The organism is Sphingobacterium arenae (genome assembly GCF_014692505.1).
Taxonomy (GTDB): Bacteria; Bacteroidota; Bacteroidia; order Sphingobacteriales; family Sphingobacteriaceae; genus Sphingobacterium; species Sphingobacterium arenae.
The window spans coordinates 134076-155468 of the sequence record NZ_JACNYK010000005.1 but is presented as its reverse complement, the minus strand read 5'-3'; the positions used below and the strand labels follow the sequence as shown (position 1 = coordinate 155468).

General features: G+C 40.0%; 10 protein-coding genes. 2 read left to right on the top strand and 8 right to left on the bottom strand.

Going from position 1 to position 21393, the window contains the following annotated elements:
* Positions 1-11 precede the first annotated feature (11 nt).
* The 8 genes from H8B17_RS16415 to H8B17_RS16380 form a co-directional block, all read right to left on the bottom strand.
* Complete coding sequence (locus tag H8B17_RS16415; RefSeq protein WP_190310314.1) at positions 12-1268, bottom strand: MFS transporter; 1257 nt, start codon at positions 1266-1268, stop codon at positions 12-14.
* Positions 1269-1463: 195 nt separating this feature from the next.
* Positions 1464-5549 (bottom strand): hybrid sensor histidine kinase/response regulator transcription factor, encoded by a 4086-nt coding sequence (locus tag H8B17_RS16410; RefSeq protein WP_190310313.1) that lies wholly within the window; start codon positions 5547-5549, stop codon positions 1464-1466.
* Positions 5550-5564: 15 nt separating this feature from the next.
* Positions 5565-6929, bottom strand: coding sequence for a sulfatase family protein (locus H8B17_RS16405; protein WP_190310312.1), 1365 nt, complete (start codon positions 6927-6929; stop codon positions 5565-5567).
* 19 nt (positions 6930-6948) lie between these two features.
* A complete protein-coding gene (locus H8B17_RS16400) occupies positions 6949-8448 on the bottom strand; it encodes a sulfatase family protein (RefSeq protein WP_223816635.1) in 1500 nt (499 codons plus the stop codon).
* A gap of 4 nt (positions 8449-8452) precedes the next feature.
* Positions 8453-10090 (bottom strand): sulfatase family protein, encoded by a 1638-nt coding sequence (locus H8B17_RS16395; RefSeq protein WP_190310311.1) that lies wholly within the window; start codon positions 10088-10090, stop codon positions 8453-8455.
* Positions 10091-10117: 27 nt separating this feature from the next.
* Entirely contained in the window at positions 10118-11794 is a 1677-nt protein-coding gene (locus H8B17_RS16390) for a RagB/SusD family nutrient uptake outer membrane protein (protein ID WP_190310310.1), read from the bottom strand.
* A gap of 11 nt (positions 11795-11805) precedes the next feature.
* On the bottom strand, positions 11806-14955 hold the full coding sequence (locus H8B17_RS16385) for a SusC/RagA family TonB-linked outer membrane protein (protein ID WP_190310309.1): 3150 nt from the start codon (positions 14953-14955) through the stop codon (positions 11806-11808).
* Positions 14956-15081: 126 nt separating this feature from the next.
* On the bottom strand, positions 15082-17679 hold the full coding sequence (locus H8B17_RS16380; protein WP_190310308.1) for a DUF4962 domain-containing protein: 2598 nt from the start codon (positions 17677-17679) through the stop codon (positions 15082-15084).
* 343 nt (positions 17680-18022) lie between these two features.
* Here H8B17_RS16380 and H8B17_RS16375 point away from each other — a divergent pair, with 343 nt between their 5' ends.
* Positions 18023-19219 carry a glycoside hydrolase family 88 protein gene (locus H8B17_RS16375; protein ID WP_190310307.1) on the top strand — a complete coding sequence of 399 codons (1197 nt, stop codon included), beginning with the start codon at positions 18023-18025 and terminating at the stop codon, positions 19217-19219.
* 6 nt (positions 19220-19225) lie between these two features.
* Positions 19226-21196, top strand: a complete 1971-nt coding sequence (hepC, locus tag H8B17_RS16370; RefSeq protein ID WP_190310306.1) for a heparin-sulfate lyase HepC — start codon at positions 19226-19228, stop codon at positions 21194-21196.
* The last annotated feature ends 197 nt before the right edge of the window (positions 21197-21393 follow it).

Here is a 21393-nt window from a genome sequence, read left to right as displayed (position 1 = left end):
ATTTTTATTCATTAATTAGGTCGAAATAATTCTTTTATTTCCACGGTTTTATTGGGTATTAGTGGTTTAGCATAATAAGCTAGAAATAAAATATAACCGATTGTTAGGTACAGAACGGTCATGGCGTACCGTAACCCAATATAATCGCCCAAAGATCCCACGATCAAAGGCATTAATGCCCCCCCGAAAATACCGGAACACAGTATTCCCGAGAATGAACCATGATGCTTTAATACGGAATTGAGTGCCAGAGAAAAGATAATGGAAAACATCACCGATATGGAGAATCCGCACGCCATAAAGGCATGGTACGATATTCCCTTCACGCCAAACAACGCGAACGTTATCATCACTAACGTAATGGCGGAGGCTATCTTAAGAATCAATCTTGAATCAGATATTCTTAGCAGTCCTAAACCTACAAAACACCCGATAGACATTAATCCCCAGAACCAAGCAATCACTCTAGCTCCTTCTGTAGTAGGATCGACCCCATGATACTGCTTTAAAAATTCAGACATCCAGTTTGCCAGTGCTTGCTCTGTACCTACGTAAGCCACAATTCCTAGAAAGAACAAAATAACTTTTTTATCTTTTAACAATTCTGCATACAGCGATAGTGTTCCAGCTTTTTCGTCTTGTTTTCGGTTCACTTTTGGTATGTTGATAAGGGCAACGGTTAAGAATACCACGATGAATATCAAACTAAACAACCAATATAGCACCGTCCAGTTCATCTCTCCTCTAATCAATGAGAACAAAAATTTTGCTATCCCATCTGCGGATGCCGGTTGTGCGATTTCTTGCATTAAATAAGTAAAGACGAATGGGCCAACAAAAGAGCCTAAACCAAAAACCAATTGCCCCAATACGGAGTAGAATGCAAAATTCTCTTCTCCTCCTGCAACCCGCATTAGCGGATTGATAATAACCTGCAACATCGCCATTCCAATGCCAATCGTAAACAAGGAACCTAACGCGATGGCATAAACTGGATAAACGGCAATGGCGATAGATCCTAAAAAGTTAAGCGTAAAAGCAATAAGCATGGATTTTTTTTCGCCTAATCGCTCCACCATCATTCCCGCCGGGATGGACATTACGCCATAAGCAAGGAAGAAAGAAAAAGGTAAAAATGCAGCCATTGTAAGACTTAATTGATAAGTCTCGATAACAATCGGAATCAACGGACCTATGATATTGGTGACAAAAGAAATCACAAACCAAATAACCAAAATGATCGCGACTAAAAACTTACTTCTTTGCATCTTTAAAAACGATTATGACTGTGAAAATTTTAGGTTTTTCTCTTTTCATGTTTAAGGTATTCATTTCCGCTGTACGAAAGCTAAATACCTTAACACTTCATCAAAATTAAACTTGATGAAGATTGACCCATTTCAATTTTGATTATTAATGTTTCAATATTGGTTAAATCGATTCATTTTCCCCTTAAAAACAGCTTAGGGCACATTTTTTTCTAAATATTCGCTAGGCATAAATCCATAATATTGCTTGAAAGCCGTAGAAAAATAGGATGGGGAATTAAAACCACACATATATGCGATCTGTGCTACGGTATATTGTTTTTGTTTCAATAAATCCACTGCTTTTTTAAAGCGGATACGTTTAATAAAATCTGTTGCAGATTCTCCTGTAATTGCTTTCAATTTGAGATACAGGTTGGAACGGCTCATCCCTATTTCTTTACTAAATTTATCTACAGAAAAGCCAGAATCACTCGTATTGGATTCGATGATGGTAATAGCCTGACGCAAGAACTCTTCATCCATAGCATTAAAAGCGATATTTTCCGGAATAATCTCGTTGCTAGAAGAATAGTATTCTTTTAGTCGTTTTCTGGTTCTTAGAATATTCTGAATTTTAGCATCCAATATGGCTACGGAAAACGGTTTAGCAATATAATCATCCGCCCCGACGGCCAATCCTTGTATTTGATCACCTGTTTCAGTTTTTGCCGTTAATAGGATAACCGGAATATGGCATGTATTGATATTCTGTTTTATTTTTTTACACAGTTGAATACCGTCAACTTCCGGCATCATCACATCGGAGATAACCAAATCGAACGCCTCTTTTGTCAATATATCTAACGCTTCCCGTCCATTATAAGCAACCCTTGTTTCGTAACGTTTTCCGAAATAATGATTTAGATATTCTACAATCTCTCGATTATCATCCACAATCAATAAGGTTTCGCGCTCCTGCATGGATGCATCAACTTCTTCAGAATGGCTGGTCAGATGAGCATCAGCGGCATCTGGTATCTCTTCTTTTCCAATAATGGCGTCATAATCCACCCGTTCCTCTGGGGCATAATATTTTTCGTCGTAAGGAATTTGGACGGTAAACACACTCCCCTTCCCTATTTCACTTTCTACATTAATACTACCGTGATGCAATTCCACTAACTTCTTGGTGAAAGCTAACCCTATTCCCGAACCTAGGTTCATTTCGCGGGAATCTACTTGATAAAACCGTTCGAAGATTTGTGATTGCTCTTCCGAAGGAATACCGATTCCGGTATCCAAAACGCTGATGACGAGTAACTCCTCTTTTTTCTGAAGACGGATACTAATCTCCCCTCCTTCTTTGGTATATTTAAAAGCATTGGATAGTAGATTGAAACATACGCGTTCTATCGCATCCCGATCAAAAAATCCGATCATCTTTTCTTCGGGACATATAAATGTATAGCCTATATTATTCTTTTCTGCCATCGTACTGAATGATTCGTAGATTTCTTTCACAAAACGTACGATATCAATCTCCGCAACCTTCAGTCTTTTCGTATCTGCTTCTACCTTCCTAAACTCCAATAGCTGATCCACCAACTGATATAATCTTTTGACATTCAATAACATCAATTCAAGATATTTTTTTATGGTCGAATCTATATCTTTATTATTTAGGAGTTCTTCCAATGGCGATATAATCAATGTCAATGGTGTCCTAAATTCGTGTGAAATATTGGTAAAAAAGTTGGTTTTCATCTTATTGATGGTGTCCACTTTTTCATGTTCTATCCTCTCTAATCGCAGCTTACTACTTGCAAACTCACGTTGCAGACGTTCCATTTTGAGTTGGTGAAGTGTCCGCATACGTTCTGTGACAACAGAATAAGCGACATAAGCAATAGCTAGCCCAAACACCGATATAATGATATAAAATAAATTGCTTTTCCACCATGGCGGCAATATTTTAATTTTTATACTACGCATGGTGCTGAATTCTCCCAAGGGACCAACAGCCTCAACTTCAAACTTATACGTACCCGCCTTTAAATTCGTATATGTGGCACTTGATACGTCCGTGCGCTCCACCCAGTCCTCATCAAAGCCTTCTAACCGGTAGCGATATCTAATCTTGCTGGGAGCGATATAATCGAATGTATTAAAATAGATAGTAAATTGCTTATGGTCATGATTCAGCTCAAATGAAGATTGTTTATCAATATGCTGGTCTAAAATCTGATGGTGATCTCCTGCAAATACAGGTCTATTCAACACTTCCAATCTGGTGAACATAATACGAAGCTGGAGTTTCTTGGGAACGGCTTCCTCGGGTTTGAAATACGTGAGACCATTGATGCCCCCAAAAAGCAATATACCATCAGACGTTTTCTCTGTAGCAGAGAGGTTAAACTGACTGATCTGTAAACCGTCTCGATTGTCAAACAATAAGTATTCGCCATTTTGTGGATCAAGCCGCAATAAATTTTTGGCGGTTGTAAGCCACAAATTTCCATCATTATCGCATAGCATCCCATAGATGATGCCTTCTATTCGCTTTCCGTTTTCAAATATTTTAAAAGATTTACTTTGTTCATCGTAGTAATTCAGACCATCTCGAGTGGCTACCCAAATTGTCTGATTTTTATCTTCTACAACAGCTGTAATAACGTCACTACTCAGATTTGATCCGGGGAAAACCTCAAAAACAAGTTGGTCGGGATATAGAATATTGATACCATTGGTCGTTCCTATCCATATCCTTCCTTTACTGTCTTCCACCATGGTTGTAATTTCATCAGCTGAAAGCCGAGTTCCTTTTTTGTCCAGATAGATATGGGAAAAATTCTGATTCGATTCATTAAATCGATCGAGACCAGATCTTGTCCCTACCCAAATACGTCCCGTTTTGTCTTTTAAAAGCGCATACACCATGTCGCCCGCAATAGACGTTCCATCCTCCGGATTATGTCGAAAAACAACCGTTTTTCCGGTTTTAGGGTTAAATATCCCCATACCTGCATTGTGTGTACCGACAAGTACATTCCCTTGATTATCAAAAGCGATAGCTTTGATATTATTAGAGGCAAGTGACGTCGCGTCTTCTTCGCTATGTGAATAGAATTGAACTATATTTTCTTTCCGATTCCAAAAATTCAACCCTTTATCATTTGTTCCTATCCAAATATTTTGGGCTGCATCTTCTTTAATAACGTTTACGACATTGTCATTTAGAGAGAGATTACCTGTATTTCTATTCAAAAAGCTAAACCGGATATCATCGTTGTGGAAGTAGGAAACACCGCCATAAAAGGTCCCCATCCACATACCATTTTGCTTATCCCGATAAATATATCGAACGGAATTTTGGCTTAATGTATGCGGAACGGACGGTTGCTGAAAGTAGTTTTGTATGACCTTGGTTTTTACATCGAGTATGCTCAATCCTTTAAATGTTCCAACCCATAAATTGCCTTCCTCATCTTTGGCGAGACTCCGCACATCATCATCCGCCAGACTGGAATAGATCGAACCAATCCTATGTTTATATTGTTTTATTCCACGAGTAACACGGGTATATTCAAAAAGCCCATCTCCTTCCGTGCCTATCCACACGTATGTACTATCTACAACAATGTAGTTTACATTTAGTCTTGCATCCAACGCAAATTTACTGACCTTCTTTTGATTGCTGTCCAATTGCAAAATACCTATATCGGTACTCAGCAAAAGCAAATGGTCCATTCTGGCAATACTCGAAATACTGTTAACTTCAGTAGCAAAATCGCCTAGATCAACCTTGTGAAAACTGTCGGCTACCACATCCAATTGATACAGGTCACCGCCATTTGTTGCCATCCATAACTTACCATCCATATCTTGACCTAAAGCAGTTACAAACCACTCTCCTGCCTTAATTTCGAGATCGTAATTATGAAAGGATTCGGTAACGTAATCAAAGGAACTAACCCCTTTATTTCCACCAACCCACAATTTTCCTTTACTATCTACATACAAACTTCGAATATAAGAGGAGGAAATGGTGGTGGTATCCGTTTTGTCCGGTCTAAATACTTGGAAAGAGTTTCCATCATAACGATTAAGGCCGTCTTGAGTACCCAACCACATAAAGCCCAAACTATCCTGCACAATGGTATAGACGGTGCTTTGCGAAAGCCCTTGTTCTATTGAAATCGTTCTGAATTGCCGTTTAGTGTCTTGTGTCCATTGTGCGCATACACACAAGGGACAGACCACATAGGCCAGAAAGAATATTTTCAATAGGTGTAATTTCATTTGAATGGCTCAAATTTACAAACCAAATATTTCTCTTTCTGTATCCGAATAGTTTTTCAAGTAATTTCGCATATCAGCGAGGGTTGTTTGATAACGCTTATCGTATACTAAATTTTTTGTTTCTCCCGGATCGGATTTTAAATCAAACAGCTGTTCTCTTCTTTCTCCTTTACTGTAAATAATATATTTATATTGCGATGTAATAACGGCTCGACCTTTGATATCCAGCAAAACGGTATTATCCGCAAAATCGGTCTCTACGACCAATGTATCTCTCCATTCGCTCTGTTTACCATGCATAATTTGACTGATATCTCTACCTTTTAGGTAAGAGGGTCCTTCAATCCCGGCATAAGAACAAGCAGTCGTCATGATATCCGTCCCGTTACAAATAAGTCGATCATTGACTTCTGGTTGAAAATCGCCAATCTTAGAAATAATAAAAGGTACTTTGATCGATTCTTGATACAATACCTGTTTTTGGTTCCATTGATGAGCAGCATATCCATCACCATGATCGCTGGTAAAGATAATAATCGTATTGTCTTCCAGACCATATTTTTTAAGCCCGTCTAAAATCATCTGCACATATCCATCAACTTGCTCTACCAATCTATTATATGCCCAACGATATTGTCTCCATCTTCCTTCCCCCCAATCTATTGACGGATAGGTGCGCAGGTTTACTTTTTGTTGTTCACGTATAATCGGAGGTTCAAGAGGTGATATCTTCCAATTGTAAGGTAACTCCGGGCATTCTTCCGGAGGCGGAGGGTTGTCTATAAAATCCATTTTTAAATAGTCGTCTCGTGCCCATTCACAAATATCATGCGGATTGAGAAACGAAGCCACTAACAAAAAAGGATGGTCTTTGTTTTCTTTCATGAACCGCGCACTGTAAGCAGGAATTGCAGCATCCATGAAATCACCTGTCCAGGTATTTTCAATATATTCGAATCCATGTTGAGCGATATTGGATGCCGGCAATGGTATGTGCCATTTGCCTACGTAACCTGTATTATAACCCGCGTCTTTAAATATTTTACCCATAAACAATAAGGAATCTGGCCATTGTCCATCTTCTTCTGGATAATTCCCAATAAAGCCGTTCTCACTGGGCATAACGCCACTAAACATCGACGAACGTGATGGCGTACACAAGGGTTGTGCACAATAGGCCTCCGTAAACCGCGTACCGTTCGACGCCAAGAAATCCATGGCTGGCGTGTGCAAATCTTGGTTTCCGGCACAACTCATCGCCTCAGCTGTTTGCTGATCGGTCATAATAATCAATATATTAGGACGATCTGAACGATCTGTCTGTGCACTTAATACAGCACACCAGAGAAATACGATAAAAAATGAAATGCATATTTTCATGTTACTTTTTTGCTTTAATCTATTTCAGATAATTGTACATCGTATCAAGATTAAATTTCTCTATGGCTTCTTTGCTTGGCACCGGCGTTTTGTCTATCTCACTAAAGTAATCGGTGCTATCCCATATAATCTCTCCACCTGTTTCTCTCGGGTCTTTTGTTTCTTTTAAATGGGCAATCATTTTAGACGACAATTCTTGCTTGATCGCTTGATAATCCGCATCGTCGGCTAAATTATGCAATTGATCTGGATCATTTACAATATGATACAGTTCTTCCGACGGACGTTTTGCAAATGCCAACTCAAACGCTTGCTTTGCTATCGGTTCATCTTTATGCTCCAACATAAAAAATTTCGCCGGTCCCGGGTAGTTTAACATATACGGGTCGACATCGCCATATAATGGCGGATCACCTGCAGGCCATCTATCCGCCTCATAATTTTTAATATATAAATATTCTTTCGTGCGAATAGCTCTCCCCGGATAACCTAATCCATGCTGCCTTACAAAAGCATGTCTTTCTCTTCCTATGACGACAAATTCTCGGGCGTCCGCTATTTCCCCATCTTTCTCCAATATCGGCAGCAAACTTTTTCCGGTCATGTAATCGGGCACCTCTGCTTTCGCCAGTGTGAGGAAAGTTGGTGCCAGATCAAGTAATGTGACTAAGTCCTCGGTAACAGCATCTGTCTTAAATTTCTCTGGCCAAGAAACAATCAACGGCACCCTTGTACCAAAATCGTAAAGATTAGCAAGACCTCTCGGCATCTGCCATCCGTTATCGCTACAAATCAATACGATTGTGTTTTCTAAATGACCGCTTTCTTCCAATTGCTGCATAATCTCTCCTACTTCTGTATCAAACGTTTGTATAGCGGCGTAGTAATCCGCAATATCTATTCGTACATCTTCGGTATCTGGTAAATAAGCCGGTACGTTGATTTTATGGATGTCAATTCCTGCCTTTTGCCCAGAACCAACTTCATAAGGTCGATGCGGATGTAAGCTATTAAACCAATAACTCCATGGCTCGCCTTTTTTTGCATTTTTAATGAAATCTGCAAAGTTCCGGTATTGGTCGCCTCCCGGGTTTCGTGTTCTACCGTTGGCCTCATAGCTACCGGGCCCCCAGCCTTTTCCATCATACCCTACGCGGTAGCCGGCTTTTTCCAATAATTCGGGGAAAACTTCGAATTTTGTTGGTAGCGTTCCCCATAGGTTCGCACCTTCTTCTATACGCCAAATATCTTGACCAGTTAGTAACGCAGCTCTCGCAGGTGTACAGGACGGTGAATTACAGAAAGCATGCGTAAAACGCACCCCTTCAGCGGCAATTTTGTCCATGTTTGGTGTCTTCACTACGGAATCACCATATACTCCTACGTGATTCCACGATTGATTGTCAGACATCAACAATAAAATATTGGGTCTATCCTGTTCTTTTTCGGAGGTACAGGATAGGCAAAAAGCTATTGCCAATAAACAACAGCATTTTATACGGGTTATCGTATTCATCATCTTTTTATTTTTCGGTTGGGTTTGTATCTTGATATTGTTCTTGTAATTGTTTCAGTTTACGATGCATCTGCTGCGCTACATCAGCATACGCTGCGGATTGATACACATTGTTCATTTCTTTTGGGTCTTTTTCAAGATCATACAGCTCCCATTCATCAATATCATTATAAAAGTGAATCAGCTTATACCTGTCTGTCCGAACGCCATAATGTCTTTTGACCATATGCCAACTCGGATACTCGTAATAATGATAATAGACGGCATCGCGCCAATTTTCTACTTCTTTCCCGCCGTTATCAATCACCGGCTTTAACGACTGACCTTGCATATCTGCGGGGATTTCGACACCTGCATAATCCAATAAGGTAGGTGCAAAATCAAGGTTCATTGCTAAAGCATCTGAAACAAGACCTTTCTTAATTCCTTTTGGATATCGTACTAACAAGGGTGTGCGCAAACACTCTTCATACATCATACGTTTATCGAAGAAACCATGTTCGCCTAAAAAGAACCCTTGATCGGAGGTATACACAATAATCGTATTGTCTAACTCCCCTTCTTGCTCCAGATAATCGAGCAATCGACCTACGTTTTCGTCCACCGCAGCCACACAAGCCAAATAATCTTTCATGTATTGTTGATACTTCCAGCGCACCAGGTCATCCCCCTTCAAGTTTAAGCGTCTATATTCTGCTACGCGTTTATCATACACATCCGTCCAGGCTTTCTTCTCTTCTTCAGTCATCCGATCAAACACTTGAAAAAAGCGTTGCTTATCTACTGATTTATTATTCGCTTGGGTAAAATCGTCTTCTTTTGTATCACCAATCGTTTCTTTTGGAATTTCAGCTAGAGAATCTAAATCTGCTGCTGATGCCAGTTTCAAATCCCATGCGTCCCACATGTCGGAGGATATATTCATCAATTGCTCTTTCGCAGCTCTTCCTCTATTACTAAAATCGTCTAACAAGTTTGCAGGTTCCTCAAAAGTGGTATTATCAAACATACCCAAGTGTCGCGGTGCAGGAAGCCAATTTCGATGAGGCGCCTTATGCTGATAAATCAATAAAAAAGGTTTCTCTTTATCTCTATCATTTAGAAAATGGATTGCTTTATCTGTAATCACATCGGTCACGTAGCCTTTCTCCGCTACTTTTTTCCCATTTTCTATAAATTCCGGTTGATAGTACTCTCCTTGATTAGGGAGAATACTATAAAAATCAAAACCCACAGGCATTGTTCCCAAATGCCACTTCCCAATCATCGCGGTTTGATAGCCCGCTTCTTTCAATAGTTGTGGATAGATAACCTGCGTACTGTCAAACACACTATGGTTATCTTTAAAACCGTTGATGTGACTATGTTTCCCTGTTAGGATAACCGCTCTAGAAGGACCGCACACCGCATTCGTGACGAAACAATTGTTAAACTTTATCCCTTCATCTGCTAACCGGTCTAGATTAGGCGTGGAGATAAAGCGCTTGTCGTAGGCACTCAGCGCTTGTGTGGTATGGTCATCGGTCATGATGAACACGATGTTCAACTTCTTCTGCTCTTCGTTCTGAGGAGATGAGCACGCCGTTGCTCCTACAAGCAATGCAAGGGCAAACAAACGGCCGATCTTATTTCTTATCGTTATCATTTTTTTATTTCGCGTAACCCCTATGTGTTAATAATTCGGATTTTGAGTAAGATTTTGATTAATGTCTCTTTCTTTTTGGGGGATAGGGTATAGCTCGTGCTTATTATCGGTAAAATAATCTCCAGCTATATACGGGAAGTTTCCATATATCGCATTTAGGTCCTCTTGCGTCGCTCGCAAGGATGTACCTAATCTATTCCATCTAATCAAATCAAATTTTCGAAACCCTTCATAACAGAGCTCTAGTGCACGTTCTTCCATGACCTTCTCAAAAAATTCTTCTTTGCTAAGCCCGCTTGGTAAATCGGCTGTAGCCGAAGGCTGATCTACAGGCATGCCAAATCCACGTCTTCTTACCATGTTCAGAGACCAATAGGCACTACCCACCGAGTTTGCTCCCGGGCCATTTATTTCGTTCTCGGCCTCGGCATACATTAACAAAACATCCGAATAGCGTAATAACACCCAGTTGATATCGGTATTATTTAAATCTTTCGGTTCGGTACCTTGCCAATCCCTTCTCCATTTTCCGGGTGTCCATAATCGCACGTTCGCTAAAATAGGGTCAGAGAGATCTACTTTCTGGCTGTTACGATCAATTTCATATCGCGCAATGGCGATATCTTTCCGTTGATCGGCGGGCTCATATTTGTCATATAGCATCGGGATAATCCGAAAGAATGCATTAGCTCTTCCATACACAGCCCCCGCCGCCGTACGTGGACTATTCCATGTACCAATATAGCCACTGTATGGACGTGCACCCGATGGATTAAAAAATGCGGTCTCAAACATACTTTCTTTAGGCTCAAGTTTCAATTCACAATAATTTTTAAATATCGCTTCATAGCTTGTATTCAATTCGTGATGCCCACCATCAATAATCTCTTTTGTGAGTCGTCGCGCCTCTTCATAGTATGTCAAATAATTGGAGGGGCGCTCCATCTGTCCGTTCTGTCTTAACGAATATCCACCTCGTCCTAGATATACTCTCGCCAAAATTCCTTTTGCTGCTCCCCTACTTATGCGTTCGTCAAGTGATTTTTCGGATGCTTCTGGAATATCGGGAATTGCCTCTGTCATATCTTGAATAATCTGATCGTAGATTTCTTCTTTATCCGTTCGCGCCGATTTCATATCATCTGTGGCTTTTGTATACTCTGTTTTTAATGGAACATCCCCATATAGCCGAACCAGATCAAAATAGTAGAGTCCACGTAAAAATTTAGCTTCTGCCAGACATCTTCTTAATTCAGCTTTCTCTGTTTCACTTCCGTTCGCAAACATATCCATTTGAGGTATGTTTGCGATCACGAGGTTCGCTCTATTGATTCCGTCATAGAGTGCCCGCCATGCTTCGGTGATATAATTATGACCTGTAGCAAAGTTATAATGTGCCAATGTTCTATTGTCGTTTGAGAAACCTGTTCCTTCCATATAAGCCAGGTCCGAATCGATATCAAATACCAAAGACATATAAAATCCGTAGGTATTTTGACTCGCCATAATTTCATATACACCCAGTACTGCTTTTTTTGCATCGTCAGTATTGTCAAAATAAGTCTCTGCCGCATATAACGAATAAGGGTCTTCTTCCAACCATTTTGAACAGGAAGTTAGCGTCCAGGTTGAAACTGCAAAAGCACACCAAACGACATACCTCGCAACATTGTTCTCTATAAAGATTAATTTCTTATTTTTCATAATTTTCATTTTTATAGTGATAAATTAATGCCTGCCACAAAGGATTTAGCGCGTGGGTAAGCTCCAAAATCAATCCCCGGTGTTAAACCGGTACTGTTTCTCGAACTCACTTCGGGATCATAGCCTGAGTAGCCTGCAATGGTTCCCAGATTATAGGCTGTTGCATACACCCTTAGTCCATTAATTTTAAATCTAGAAAGGAAACTCTTTGGAATTGTATAACCTATACTGATATTATTGATTCGTAAAAAAGAACCATTTTCAACCACATAATCATAAAAACGTAGTGCTGTATTGCTGTTATAAACCGGTACGGTTTTTCCTTCGTTCATCGCTGCCAAGGCTGCAGGGTCGGTTACTCTATTACCACTTGCATCGATAGACATCCATCTATCAGCGAAATAAGAAAGTGTACTGCGATAATCCAATTGTGTTTGACTGCTATATAACTTATTGGCATTGTACACATCATTTCCATAAGCCCAATTGAGGAAAATGCTCAAATCAATCCCCTTATACGAAAATGTGTTATTAAGCCCGCCCATACCTTTGGGTATTGCGTTTCCAATAACCGCTCTATCGTCAGGATTAATTGTTCCATTTCCATCCGTGTCAACAAACTTTAAAAAACCGGGCTGTGGTATATTGTTATTATCATATGGTATTCCATCTTTTAACGTATAGGTTTGGGTATTGGAGTCAAAATTAAAATCATCGACTTGGTATAAACCATCTGTCTTGTATCCATACATTTGTCCTAATGCCTGTCCTACTTGGATGATATAATCGCTTTCGGTCAATACTCCCCAGTCCGAAAACACATTCCTAAACGATTCTCCATCCGTTAATGCCAATACCTTATTTCTATTAAATGCCCAGTTAAAATCGGTTGTCCATTTAAAGTTTGGCGTATTGATATTGGTTGTGTTTATACTTAATTCCACACCGCTATTCTGTGTCGATCCTGCATTAATCAGCATTGTCGAGTAGCCCGAACTCATCGGTACTTCCGCTTGCAGCAAAAGGTCTTTTGTAGTATTTCGGTAAAGTTCAGCTGTCAATTGTATACGCTGATTAAAAAATGCCATATCCAATCCTAAATTCTCTGCTCTTGTAGCTTCCCATTTCAGATCCGGATTGGGCAACGTATTCGGAAATACGGTCACATTAATTCGGTCGTTTAATGGGTAAGTACCTGTAGACAATAAGGCAAGGGAAGTATAGTTTGCAATCCGGTTATTACCCGATGTACCGATAGAAAAACGAAGTTTTAAGTCGGAAAGAACACCTTGGTTTTTCATAAAATCCTCCTCAATGATTCGCCAAGCGAAAGATGCCGCAGGAAAGTATCCAAATTTATTGTTGGGGCCAAACTTTGAAGATCCATCAGATCGTAAACTCGCAGACACCAAATATTTACTTTTGTAATTGTAATTTGCTCTCGCAAAGAACGATATCATCCGCTCATCTTGGTTATTGGATTCACCTAGAAAAGTGGATGCTTCATACAGATTATCCAAGCCCAATGTCTCGTCAGGAAAACCCGTTGCTGTAACTCTGTTATACTTGGTCAAGAGGTAGTTCTGCTCTTGCCCTAGTAAAACATCAAATTTGTGGTCTTGATTGAATGTATTTTCATACATAAGTGTGTTGGAATAACTCCAACCACTTCGTACCTGATCTGCCATAGAGCCTTGTGGACCATTATTTCGTTTTGCCATCATCGAACGTCTATCGTAGAACAAATCCGTCTTTGTCGAGATGTTTCTGTAATTCACCAGACCTCGATAAGTGATATGGTCTGTTAGTTTATATTGTACGTCGGTATTTAAATAAAGAAACCTTCCCAGAATATCTCGGTGTTGCGATTCTGCATTGACTAAAGGGTTTTGCAACGTGTTACCTTGTACATCTTCCAGTGCCGGATCTTCTTCCATGTTTAGGAAATCTTCATCGGTTCCCGCCAACCCATAGAGCGGTCTATACGTTAAGATATTCTGTAGCTGATTGAGATAGGTGTTTCCTTCGTTCGTTCCTAACCCGTATACTTTCTGCTCCGAATAGTTAACACTTCCATTTAAACTCAACCGCTCATTGGCTTGATGGTTTAGAGCGAGTTTTGCCACATGCTTTTTTGCCCCACTATTCAACATGATTCCTTCATCATTATTCATCGAATAGAAAAGGCTATACCGCGTAGCTTGATTTCCACCATTTACACCTATTTTATGGTACTGACTATTCGCAGTACCTCCAAAAACCTGCTCTTGCCAGTTTATACCTGGCCGGTTCATATACAATTCTTCCAGTTGATCAAATGTACCATACGTTTGCTCAAATCTTGCCAGTCGTGACTCGTCGGCCAAACTTCTTTCATATTGCAAAACGGTATAGTCATATGGTTTCAAAACCGGCAATGTATTGTTTATACTTTTACCCCCCATGTAGGTATCATAGGTTACATTGGTCCGTCCGGCTTTATTTTTCTTCGTGGTCACTAGGATAACACCATTCGCCCCTCTGGAACCGTAAATAGCGGTCGATGCCGCATCTTTCAAGACATCGATACTCTCGATATCGGTTGGGTCTAAGAAATTTATACCTTCTGTTTGGGGAACACCATCAATCACATACAAAGGTTCGTTACTCTGGGTGATAGATCCTCCTCCACGAACTTTGATGGACATTTCCGATCCGGGAGCTCCTTCCGATGCGGATACCTGTACGCCGGCAAGCCGACCAGCCAGCGCCATCGTCACATCCGGCACAGGAACTTTGTTCAATTCCTCGCCCGAAACAGAAGCCACCGAGCCTGTTAAATCCTTTCGTTGCACGGAACCATAACCGATAACAACCACCTCATCCATACTCTTCGTCTCCTCCAATAATTGGACGCTTCGTGTGGCATTATCTCCCGCTTTTATTTCTATCGGCGTGTATCCGATATACGAATAAATTAATACCGCATCTGCGCTGCTCGTTGTCATCGCATAACCACCTTTTGCGTCTGTGGTCGTCTCTTTATTCGTTCCTTTTTCCTTAATACTAACACCCACCAGCACCTCTCCGGTTTGACTGGTCACGACTCCATTCACGGTAATTTTCTGCGCATACAATATGGTACTGTATAGCAAGGATAATATAAACAGTAGCTGTCTCATAGATTGTGATTTAAATTAGTAGTCTATTCAGAATAAACGAATGTAGTCATGACGATTTTTGGATACTTTTAAAATCGTCCAAAATACTTTCGTTTTTGATTAAACGTTATTTCATATTCTTATTTTCTAAATTTCCAAATCCGGTAGTTGATCTTTTAATACCGTTGTTTTCCCATTTTCGGTAACTGTCGTTACATCATTATATTCGAGCGAAACATCTCCTTTTTTATTTCGTACAGAAAAAGATGGAACACCTGTGCCGTTTATATTGACACGAATCACCCAATCATCCACTTCGATTGTATTTTCATCTATCCAATGAGGAGCAGATACCACCTCTTTCTTATGATGGGTACGAATGACTGTCGCATAGCGATAAACAGACTGCTTAGAGGAAGTTGCGGTAAAATGCCAGTGGTTTGGATAGGGAGCAAAATGCCCCTTATCGTCCGCTCTCAACCAATTAACTGCCGGAACAAAAAATTGGTCTGTTTGTTGAACATCCAACTTTTCAGGTGCAAAAATATAAGCATCCGACGCTCCTTGTTGATTAGTAGCTTTTACATGTATCACCTTTCCATCCGAATGAACTTGCATAGAATCTTCTACGGTATGTAGTAAATAATTCCACACTACCGGTTCACTGGCTTCTAGCTCGTCATAAACAAACAGCAAGTCCGCGCCCCCCAATTGGACAATATGCCGTCTAAATATTTTCAGCTTATTTTCATCCCAACCGTTTTCCGGAGAATAGTCAAGACCAGACACCTCACCTCTTTTTAACCAGAGTGGGGAGATTACCTTTCCGTATGCATTGGACGCGTCGCCAATGACGTACCCAATTTTACGACCGGTATAATGCCGTGGAATCCACCCATAACCTTCCGTACCTATCCGCTGCCCCATGCCATTAACCAGAATAGCATTATGCGCGCGTGTGCCTCTATGGCTATAGACAGCATGTTTATCTGTAAAACTGACATGATGACCACTACTGTAAAAAAGTGGCTTACCATCATAAAAGGTATTAAACGCATTTTGATTTGCTACGGCGTGCGAGGTAGAACCGTACGGGCTGGAACGAAACGTTGCCATAGCATTTCTTTTTAAATTTTTCCAGCTAGACATAAAGGTGGCAATGCCTGTGTTTCTAAAAACGTAGGATAATGGCAAATCTGCCAAGCCTTTTCCTATCGGTAATGGGGTATCATTTTGAAGTCGGAACCAGGATAGATCGCCCGGTTTGGCTCCAAAGCCTCTTTTCAAGACATCTGGTTCATCCGCTTGGATTGTCCGAACATAATCCGCCAAATAACTGTTATTGGTTAACTTTGCCAAAGCATCCGCATAGCCCACGCGCTGTCCGTTTGGTTTAGCGACACGTAGATGTGCACTTCCGTTACCTGCCGATTTGGAGAATGGTGGCTGCTGAAACATGACATACATCGCGGACCCCTTATACCAAGGATCTTTAAAAAAGTCGTAACCACTTAATTTGCTATAAAGCAAGGGTACTTCTATCAACGTGCGGATGTTGACATGGAAATAAGAATCACCATTATGCCATCCACCATCGTCATTTACACCGGGGAAACGTGCTATCCATACATTATAACAATAATCTGCCCATTTCTTTGCTTCCGGTAATTCACCATAGGTAGCGAAAGCCGCCATCGTAAAGATACGTAAGGTCATTTGTACAGAATGATTATCGGCTATATGTGCTTCGAAATGATTATGGAAACGGTTAAAGAAATTGCTTCCATGCTCTTTTATTTCTTCAAGCAATAAAGCCTTTTGTTCCTTCGAAAGTAAATCATAAAACGAGTCATATGCCATCGTACTCAACGAAAGCAATGTAGAGGCATTGAAATCGCCTTTAAGATAAGGGCTATTTCTCCAACTCACCATTTCTTCGATCCTATACATAGCCGCCTTAAAATAACGCTCATCTTTCGTCAAAAGGAAAGCCCGAATTAAGCCTTCGGTATTTGCTTCTTCCCTATCAACGACTCTCCGACTTTCGCGTACCAACAATGCATTACGCTTTACTTCCAAATCCAGCTCGGCTACTTTGCTTGTATCGATAACATCAGCTAAATGTTTAACTTCTTCATCGACGACTTTGTTGGCATACGCAATATACCAATCGCGTTCTTCCTTATTTTTGCTTTTTTCAATAAACGCATCCCATGCGTCTTTTTCGACCCAAATTCTGGGATGCGTAGCGGGCAGCTTCGCCATTAGGTTAGAAAATGTAGGCGGGTTAAATACGTAGCCGTCATTTATGACGGTAAACCGCAACACCGGCGACCAATCTGTCTTTTCACCATCTGCATACCCATATTGCCAAAACCACTCCCCATTTTCGTATATTTCCGCTGCATTATAGAATGCCCAGGGACAATCGGCTTCAATCACCTCTTTCCGGAACAAACTATCTTGGGAAATACGCAGTCGGTAATTTATTTGATTGGGGTCTGGTTTTTGGTCACCATGCTCTTCCTCCATCCCATCTAAAGCAGCATGCGCTTTACTTGTTGTTTCGAGAGGCCACATAAAGGCTACTTTTCTATTTTTTACAACGGCTCTGTCTAATGGATATGGCGTTGCCCGCATCTCGTGCATCAAGGTCACATCGTTAAGCCGTAGCGTCGCCTGACCGAGCACCTCATTAAAAGACAAGAATTGCACCAATATGGCAAGGATAAATATTCTTCTCATGATGTTAGATTTACATTGTGATAACTACATCAAAAGTAACGGTAATCACTTCTCAGCTATTTAAATTTTATCCAGAATACTTTTAATTTTGGTTAATCACACCAAATTATGCGTCTTTTAGGGCAGCCTGAGCAACGCTTAATCACCACCCCAACCTTCTGATATTCATCAAAATCAAAATGATTTTGTTTAAAACTGAAAGAGCATTACAAACAAGCTATCTAATTTTATGATTCAATAAAAAGCGAAGATTATTATGAGACCATCATGATTTTTCAGATCACATCGTGGGATGAATAAATCTGATAGCTTCATCAACATTAAAAAAAACAAAATTATACAGATGAAAAAAATTGCTAGCCTCCTAATGAGTTGTATTGCCTTATCATTTATAGGGAATCAAGCACAGGCACAAGACGATTTGAATTGGCTTAAAGATGCGAAACATCGTGCTGTACATCAATTAAAAAAAGCTGCTGACACGTATATCCCTGGATTCTCTCCTCGGTCTATTAATCATGATGGTTCTGTACGGTTGGCACACCAAGAAGACTGGACTTCTGGTTTCTTTCCCGGCTCCCTATGGTATGGATACGAGATATCTGGTGATAAGGCTTTAGCCAGTAGTGCACGGAAATTTACCTTGGCTATGGATTCTTTACAAGATTTCACCCATACGCACGATTTAGGATTTATGATCTACTGTTCATTCGGAAACGGATATAGAATCACTAGGGACAAGGCGTTTTTGCCTACGCTGAAGAAAGGTTCTGATAATCTCTACAAACGTTATAACAAAACAGTTGGCGCAATCCGCTCTTGGGATTTCGGCCATTGGGAATTCCCTGTTATTATAGATAATATGATGAACCTTGATTTTCTCTTTTGGGCAAGTAAAACATTTAATAAACCGGAATATGCGGATGCTTCGGTGCAGCATTCGCTCACTACGTTAAAAAATCACTACAGGCCCGACAACAGTTCATATCATGTTATTAGTTATGATACACTTTCTGGACGAGCTATTCAAAAAGAAACCCATCAAGGACTAACGCATGAGTCGGCTTGGGCAAGAGGGCAAGCTTGGGGATTATATGGTTACACGATGGCATACAAGGAAACAAATAATCCCGTCTTTTTAAAACATGCCATCGATATTGCCAAATACATTATGGAACACCCTAACGTGGACGAAGACAAAATACCTTATTGGGATTATGATATTCATAACGGTGGAGAAAGAGCGCCAAAAGATGCCTCTGCAGCTTCCGTTATCGCAGCAGGATTAATAGATCTAGCACAGTTTACGGAGAATAATGCCTACTTCGAATATGCAGAAGATATTTTACAATCATTGTCCTCTCCGGAATATTTGGCAGGAGAAGATACCAATGGATACTTTATCCTAAAACATAGTGTAGGGGCATTTTTATATAATTCAGAAATAGATACACCTTTAAACTATGCCGACTATTATTATTTAGAAGCTCTTGTACGGTATGCGAAAGCTAAAAATATAGATTTAAAAACCTTAAATTAGAACCCCATGAAATTGAAATTTCTATATCTGTTTATCCTACTTTTCCCACTGTCCGTTATCGGGCAAAAGAAATCCAGTATTTCTAAGGATGATTTTGCCATTCTTAATCTGGATCACCCGGGATTAGAAAAAGTTAAACAACTGGTTTCCAAACAAAAATACCAGGAGGCTTCCAAAACGCTGTTGAATTATTATAAAAAGCGTACAGACATTAAACATCCAGATTACAATCTTGCGGATAAAGGTCGGTTTTTGGGCAAGAAATTATCCAAAGATAATCAAGAAAAGGCCGACAAAGGGCTAGATCATCACTTTTATGTTCATAAAGGTTATGGTTACTTTGACTATGGAAAAGACATCAACTGGGAATACTGGCCTGTTAAGGACAACGAAGTAAGATGGCAACTCCATCGTCATTATTGGTGGACCCCAATGGGTTTAGCTTATTGGTCAAGTGGAGATGAAAAATATGCTAAAGAATGGATCGCACAATATGTGGACTGGGTGAAGAAAAACCCTAAAGGACTTTCCAAAGAGAATGACCGGTTTGCTTGGCGTCCATTGGAGGTATCACATCGTATTCAAGAACAGACAGGCTTATTTAATATGTTCTTGACTTCGCCTCATTTCACGCCCGAATTTCTGATGGTGTTTTTAAACAACTATAATAAGCATGCAAACCATATATTAGAAAATTACTCGGAAAAGGGTAACCATTTACTTTTCGAAGCACAACGTATGATTTATGCAGGTGCGTTTTTCCCGGAATTAAAAAATGCACCTACTTGGCGTAAAAGCGGAATCGAAATCTTAAATACAGAGATAAAAAAGCAGATCTATCCAGATGGTATGCAGTTTGAATTATCTCCCAACTACCACACCGCTGCCATTAATATCTTTTTGAAAGCACTACGAATGGCACAATTGGCTAATATTGACCATGAGTTTCCGCCATCTTATAAAGATATTATAGAAAAAATGATCATGGCACAAGTAAACTTTTCTTTTCCAGACTATTCATTTCCAATGTTTGGAGACGCGTGGGTAGCCGACAAGAAGGTCTCTATTAGAAACTTTCAGGATTGGCAGCAGGTATTTCCAGAAAACAAAACAATAACCTATTATGCTACAGACGGTAAAAAAGGAGAAATACTTCCCTTTCTTTCTCACGGGTTGAAAGATGGTGGATTTTATACCTTTCGAAACAGCTGGAAAGATAACGCCACGACTATGGTACTCAAAGCAAGCCCACCGGCTTTCTGGCATAGTCAACCGGATAACGGAACATTTGAGTTATGGGTGAAGGGTAGAAACTTTATGCCTGATGCGGGCGTATTTGTTTATGGTGGCGACGAAGAAATCCTAAAGCTACGGAATTGGTACCGTCAGACAAAAATCCACAAGACGTTGACTTTAAATAATGAAGACATAGAAATCAACGATGCGCAGCTCATTAACTGGCATACTTCTGACAAACTAGATGTTCTGGTCTATAAAAATCCAAGTTATACAGGATTGAATCATATCCGGACGGTCTTATTTATTGATCAACAATATTTTATCATCTTAGATAAAGCCGAAGGAAAAGATGTCGGTAAGGTCGGTATTCACTTCCAATTGGTTGAGAATAGTAACCCGGTATACAATAACCAAGAAAATAGTGTTACCACAAGGTTTAAAGATGGTAATAACCTATTCATTCGCAACTTTAACCAAGACCAAGCACAATTAGCAGAAGAAGAGGGAAAAGTTTCTTACTTCTACCGGACTGAGGTAGAACGTCCTGCTTTTGTATTTGAACAAAATAAAACCGATCAGAAAAGTGTTCACTTTGCTACGGTGCTTTATCCTTATCAAGGAGAAACTGCACCAAGAATAGTTTTCCAAGAAGAAGCTGGAAATACACCGGAGACCGGAAATATCCATCTCTCCATTTCAATAGATGGAAAAAAACAAACCATTCAACATCATTTTTAACGACACGGTTAGATACTTTTATTTCGTTGTTAGCCGAGTTCACATAATTTAAAATGTTAAGAAAAACGGGCCCGTTCTACTCAAACTGGCTCGTTTTTCTTTATCTAAACATCATTAAAACAGCATAACTTTCTATTTTGTATAATTATTGCAAAGCAATTATAAAACCATCCTTATCTTTGCCCCGTATCTTTTAC